This is a genomic window from Serratia sp. (in: enterobacteria) (assembly GCF_046715635.1).
In the GTDB taxonomy this organism is placed as follows: Bacteria; Pseudomonadota; Gammaproteobacteria; order Enterobacterales; family Enterobacteriaceae; genus Chania.
Window position 1 is genome coordinate 1 of record NZ_JBKJYW010000207.1, and the last position, 5,646, is coordinate 5,646.

At 56.7% G+C, this 5,646-nt stretch carries 5 protein-coding genes; 3 read left to right on the forward strand and 2 right to left on the reverse strand.

Annotated features, from left to right (window positions below; translation table 11 throughout):
* Positions 1-225: 225 nt before the first annotated feature.
* Positions 226-1,035: a molybdopterin-synthase adenylyltransferase MoeB gene (gene moeB, locus ACLQ7H_RS10325; protein WP_411752578.1), complete on the reverse strand. Its 810-nt coding sequence runs from the start codon at positions 1,033-1,035 to the stop codon at positions 226-228.
* Between the two features lie 2 nt (positions 1,036-1,037).
* On the reverse strand, positions 1,038-2,276 hold the full coding sequence (gene moeA, locus ACLQ7H_RS10330; RefSeq protein ID WP_411752579.1) for a molybdopterin molybdotransferase MoeA: 1,239 nt from the start codon (positions 2,274-2,276) through the stop codon (positions 1,038-1,040).
* Positions 2,277-2,394: 118 nt separating this feature from the next.
* Between moeA and ACLQ7H_RS10335 the strand changes: the two genes are divergently transcribed.
* The 3 genes from ACLQ7H_RS10335 to ACLQ7H_RS10345 all read left to right on the forward strand — a co-directional run.
* On the forward strand, positions 2,395-2,931 hold the full coding sequence (locus ACLQ7H_RS10335) for a DUF924 family protein (protein ID WP_411752580.1): 537 nt from the start codon (positions 2,395-2,397) through the stop codon (positions 2,929-2,931).
* Between the two features lie 340 nt (positions 2,932-3,271).
* The gene (locus tag ACLQ7H_RS10340) at positions 3,272-4,231 is read left to right on the forward strand and encodes an isoaspartyl peptidase/L-asparaginase family protein (RefSeq protein ID WP_411752581.1); all 960 of its coding nucleotides are present in this window, start codon (positions 3,272-3,274) and stop codon (positions 4,229-4,231) included.
* A 19-nt stretch (positions 4,232-4,250) separates the two neighbouring features.
* Positions 4,251-5,646 (forward strand): ATP-binding cassette domain-containing protein (locus ACLQ7H_RS10345; RefSeq protein ID WP_411752582.1); only part of this gene is annotated, 1,396 nt, incomplete at its 3' end.

Here is a 5,646-nt window from a genome sequence, read left to right on the forward strand (position 1 = left end):
CCCCAACCCTCTCCCACAGGGAGAGGGAGCACTCCAGAGCGATTGATTAGCCCGTACTGCATCGGAATGAGATGAGTAAGAAGACGATAGGTATTACGCAGAAGAATCAACGAACTCGATCTGTCCCCTCTCCCACAGGGAGAGGGAGCAGTCCAGAGCGATTGATTAGCCCGTACTGCTGCGGAACGTGATGAGTAAGAAAACGATAGGTATTACGCAGAAGAATCAACGAACTCGATCTGTCCCCTCTCCCTTTGGGAGAGGGTTAGGGTGAGGGGCCACATCTTTACCACACACCTCACACAGCGGATCCTTCGGCAGCTTCATCTCCCGGAACTGCATACTCATCGCATCAAACATCAACAACTTACCCACCAAAGGCTGGCCATAGTTTGCCAACAGCTTGATGGCCTCCATGGCCTGTAGCGTACCGATGGTGCCGACTAAAGGCGCCATCACGCCAGCCTCAACGCAGGTCAGTGCGTTTTCACCGAACAGCCTGCTCAGGCAGCGATAACAGGGCTGTTCCGGCTGATAGGTAAAGACGCTGAGCTGGCCTTCCATGCGGATGGCGGCCCCTGATACCAGCGGTTTACGCTGTGCATGGCACAGGCGGTTGAGCAGATCGCGGGTCGCCACGTTATCGGTACAGTCCAGCACCACGTCGCAAGCGGCAATCTGCGCCGCCATTTGCTCGTCATCCAGCGGTGTGTCGAAGGTATCAATACGGATATGGGGATTGATTGCGCTAAGTTCGAGACGCGCGGATTCGACTTTCGCCATACCAATACGATCATCCCGGTGCAGGATCTGGCGCTGGAGGTTGGAGAGGGAAACCGTGTCGAAATCAACCAGTGTCAGATGGCCGACGCCAGCAGCAGCCAAATAAGGTGCCGCCGCACAGCCAAGCCCACCAAGCCCAACGATCAGCACGTGCGCCGCCTGCAGCTTTTCCTGACCGTCGAAGTCGAAACCCCGTAGTACGATCTGGCGGTTGTAGCGCAGCGCTTGTGCATCGGTTAATTCCGGCAGCATGTTCAGTTCCTCAGCAACGCATTGAAAGGTTCGATCTCCACCATCTCACCGGCGGCCACCGAGCCACGTTCGCGCTCCAGCACGATAAAACAGTTACCCTGGCTAAATGAGCTGAACACGTGGGAACCCTGATGGCCAGTGGTGCTCACTTCCAGCTCGCCTTGGGCATTGCTGGTAAAGATACCGCGTTGGAAATCGAGGCGACCCGGCGACTTTTTCAGTGGCGTCAGGGCGCGAGCTTTCAGGCGGGGTGGCAGTTGCCATTCGGAGTGGCCAGCCAGCTTGGCCAGCAGCGGTTGCACCAGTTGATAGAAGGTCAAAGCCGCAGAGACCGGGTTGCCAGGCAGGCCACAGAACCAGGCGTGCTGGAGCTTGCCAAAAGCAAAAGGCTTGCCCGGTTTGATGGCCAGCTTCCAGAAGCTGACTTTACCCAGTTCGTCCAACATCTGCTTGGTGTAATCGGCTTCACCAACGGAAACGCCGCCGCTGCTGATCACCACGTCTGCTTCGCTATCCGCCTGGATAAAGGCCGCGCGTAATGCTTCCTGATTATCACGAATAATCCCCAGGTCGATCACCGTGCAGCCGAGCTGTTCCAGCATCAGGCGTACGGCAAAGCGGTTGGTGTCGTAGATCTGGCCGGCTTGCAGTGGCTGGCCGACCGGTTGTAATTCGTCACCGGTAGAGAATACCGCTACCTTCAATTTACGCATCACCTGGACATCGGCCACGCCTAGGGAGGCCAGCAGTGGCAGTTGTGCGGCCCCAAGTGTGATCCCAGCGGGCAGCACGCTCGCCCCGCGCAGGATATCTTCACCCGCCAAACGGATATTTTGCCCGGCGGTTACCGGGGCGTTGAAACGCACTCCAGCCTCGGTCACTTCAGCCTGCTCTTGCATGATTACCGCATCCGCACCTGCCGGAATGGGGGCACCGGTCATGATCCGCACGCAGGTGTTGGCAGGCCAGGCATCCGCAAACGGCGCACCGGCAAAGGCTTTACCCGCTACCGGTAACGGAGAGTTGCCGTTCAGGTCACTTAGACGTACCGCATAGCCGTCCATCGCCGAGTTGGCGAAGGGCGGGACATCGATAGGGGAGACCACCGGGGTGGCGGTAATGCGCCCGGCTGCGCTGGTCAAGGCGATAGATTCGCTCTGTTGCAGTGGCGCGATCTGGGAGAGCATTTTCTCCAGTGCCTGCTCAAGAGAAATGAGGTCAGAAGTATGACAGTGATCCATAAACAAAACTCCGTAATCGGCGTGCGCGAATTTTTCGGCAAAGTAGGGCTATTATGGCAGATAACGCCGTGGTGGAGAAACCAGGTTAACGTATTGAAATCAATAACAGGAGACAGCCATGCACCAGCACGTACTGGATTTTTGGTTCGAAGAGATCGACCCAGTCATGTGGTTTAAAAAGGACGATGAGTTCGATCGTGTACTGCACACCCGCTTTGGCCAACTGTGGCAGGCGGCGTCCCAAGGAGAACTGGCACATTGGCGTGCGACCATCAAAGGAAGACTGGCGGAAATCATCGTGCTAGATCAGTTCAGCCGTAACCTGTTCCGCAACACGCCACGCTCCTTTGCCTGTGACGGAACGGCGCTGGTGCTGGCCCAGGAAGCGATCGCCACTGGGTTATGTGAAAACTTAACGGTTGAGCAGCGCGGCTTCCTTTATTTGCCGTTTATGCATTCCGAATCCGCCTTGATCCACCAGCAGGCGTTGGAGCTGTTTCACCAATTAAATAATGGTGACCAGTTGGAGTTTGAAATACGCCATAAAGCCATAATCGATCGTTTTGGTCGTTATCCCCATCGCAACGAGATATTAGGCCGAGAATCTACGGTTGAGGAGCAGGAATTTCTGCAACAACCGGGATCGGGTTTCTGAATATTTTTCATTGGCGTGTAAGCGGGAAACAGTGGAGAGCGGCTTGGGATAACGCTAATTAAACATGAGCCAAACCGAGCTATTTCCTGCTGTTGCCAATAGGCCGGTTAACGCTGTCAGCGGTAAATGCAAAGCCAGATAACCCACTGTTTTTATACCGTTTAGCTCTTTGAATGCACAAAACAGTCTAAGCAGGCTACGCTTAATGCTTGGCGACGAGTTTGTGCTTTACATCGATTGCCGGGCTAAATATAGTCGAAAAAGGCTAAATAATAATTCTCTCTCCATTTTCATGCGGTACCTGCTTGAATTGCCGCAGATAGACACAGGTGTCAGGTCAATGAGCAAACCAGTGATTGCCATTCATGGTGGCGCGGGCGCAATTACCCGTGCGGCATTGAGTGCAGAGAAAGAACAAGATTATATCCAGGCGCTTTCCGACATCGTGGCTGCCGGGCAGGCTATTTTGGCCGCAGGCGGCAGCGCACTAGATGCGGTAACGGAGGCCGTCAGGCTGCTGGAAGAGTGCCCGCTGTTCAACGCAGGCAAAGGCGCGGTATTTACCCACCAGGGCACCCATGAGCTGGATGCCTGTGTGATGGATGGCCGTACTTGTGATGCCGGAGCGGTCGCCGGGGTCAGCCGGATACGCAACCCGGTGCTGGCCGCGCGTACGGTGCTGGAAAATAGCACTCATGTGCTGTTTGGCGGGGAAGGGGCAGAAAGATTTGCCGCCAATCACGGCCTGGAAATGGTCGAGCCCGATTTCTTCTTTACCCAGGAGCGTTTTGACCAACTGCACCGTGCTCAGGCAGAGCAGGGTCGGGTGTTGCTCGATCACGACGGCGCGGCGGCGCTCAACGGCGACCCACTGGATCCCGATCGCAAATTTGGCACCGTGGGTGCGGTAGCACTGGATGCTTTGGGCAACCTGGCAGCGGCCACCTCAACCGGTGGCATGACCAATAAGGCGGCAGGGCGCATTGGTGATACGCCGATTATTGGCGCCGGTTGCTATGCCAACAACGCCACGGTGGCGGTCTCCAGCACCGGTACCGGCGAAATCTTTATGCGCACCGTCGCGGCCTACGATGTTTCTGCACTGATTGAATATGCCGGTCTAACCCTGCAACAGGCCTGCGATAAAGTGGTGATGGACAAGCTGTTGGCGCTGGGCGGCAGCGGCGGGCTGATCGCCATCGATCGTTTTGGCAACGTCGCGCTACCGTTTAACAGTGAGGGAATGTATCGCGGTTTCGGCTACGTCGGCGATGCCCCTTCCGTAGGTATCTACCGCTGAACGCTTGCCGGGAGGGCAAATGACCGATACGGCCATCCAGCCACAGGCAGAACGTGGGTTGATTTTACCGCCCGAGCGCGTACTGGCGGTGAGCGATCTGTGCGTGCAATTTCGCCAAGAAGGCGACGTCATTGAGGCGGTGCGTCATCTGGACTTCGACGTCGACCGTGGCGAAACTCTGGCGATCGTTGGAGAGTCCGGCTCCGGCAAGTCGGTCACCTCACTGGCGTTGATGCGTCTGATAGAACAGGGCGGCGGTGAGTTGACCAGCGGCGCGATGCATTTTCGCCGGCGTAACGGTCAGGTGCTCGATCTGGCCAAGGCTAAACAGAGCACCTTGCGAACCTTACGCGGCGCCGATATGGCGATGATTTTTCAAGAGCCGATGACCTCGCTCAACCCGGTGTTTCCGGTGGGGGAGCAGATCGCCGAATCTCTGCGTCTGCATCAGGGGATGGATCACCGCAGCGCCAAACGTGAAGCGCTGCGTATGCTCGATCTGGTGCGCATTCCCGAGGCCAAAAACGTCCTTGGCCGCTATCCGCATCAACTTTCTGGCGGGATGCGCCAGCGGGTGATGATTGCCATGGCGTTGTCGTGCAAACCGGCGCTGCTGATTGCCGATGAACCCACCACCGCGCTGGACGTCACCATTCAGGCGCAAATCCTGCAACTGATCCGCGTGTTGCAGCAGGAAATGCAGATGGGGGTGATCTTCATTACTCATGATATGGGCGTGGTGGCGGAGATTGCCGATCGGGTATTGGTGATGCATCAAGGCGAAAAGGTGGAACAGGGGGAAGTGCGCTCGTTGTTCGCCGCTCCACAGCAGCCTTACACTCGGGCTTTGTTGGCCGCCGTGCCACAATTGGGCGCGATGGCAGATAAAGACTTCCCGGCAAAATTTCCGTTAGCGGGCGTTGACGATAACGACCAGCCGCAAGACACCATACCCGCAGGAGCCTCGCCGATCTTGCAGGTAGAAAATCTGGTCACGCGCTTCGATCTGCGCAGCGGCATTCTCAACCGCGTCACGCGCCGTGTGCATGCGGTGGAAAATATCAGCTTCGACCTCTATCCCGGTGAAACACTGGGGTTGGTCGGCGAATCCGGCTGTGGCAAATCCACCACCGGCCGCTCACTGTTAAAGCTGGTAGACAGCCAACGCGGCACCATTACCTTCAACGGTCAACAGATCAACCGTTTGAAAGGCTCCGCCTTACAGCATTTGCGCCGTGATATTCAGTTTATCTTTCAAGACCCTTACGCTTCCCTGGATCCACGGCTCACCGTTGGTTTCTCCATCATGGAGCCGTTGCTGGTGCACAATGTTGCTCGTGGGGCGGAGGCTGAAAAACGGGTCGCCTGGCTATTGGAGCGGGTAGGGCTGAAGCCGGAACATGCGCGGCGTTATC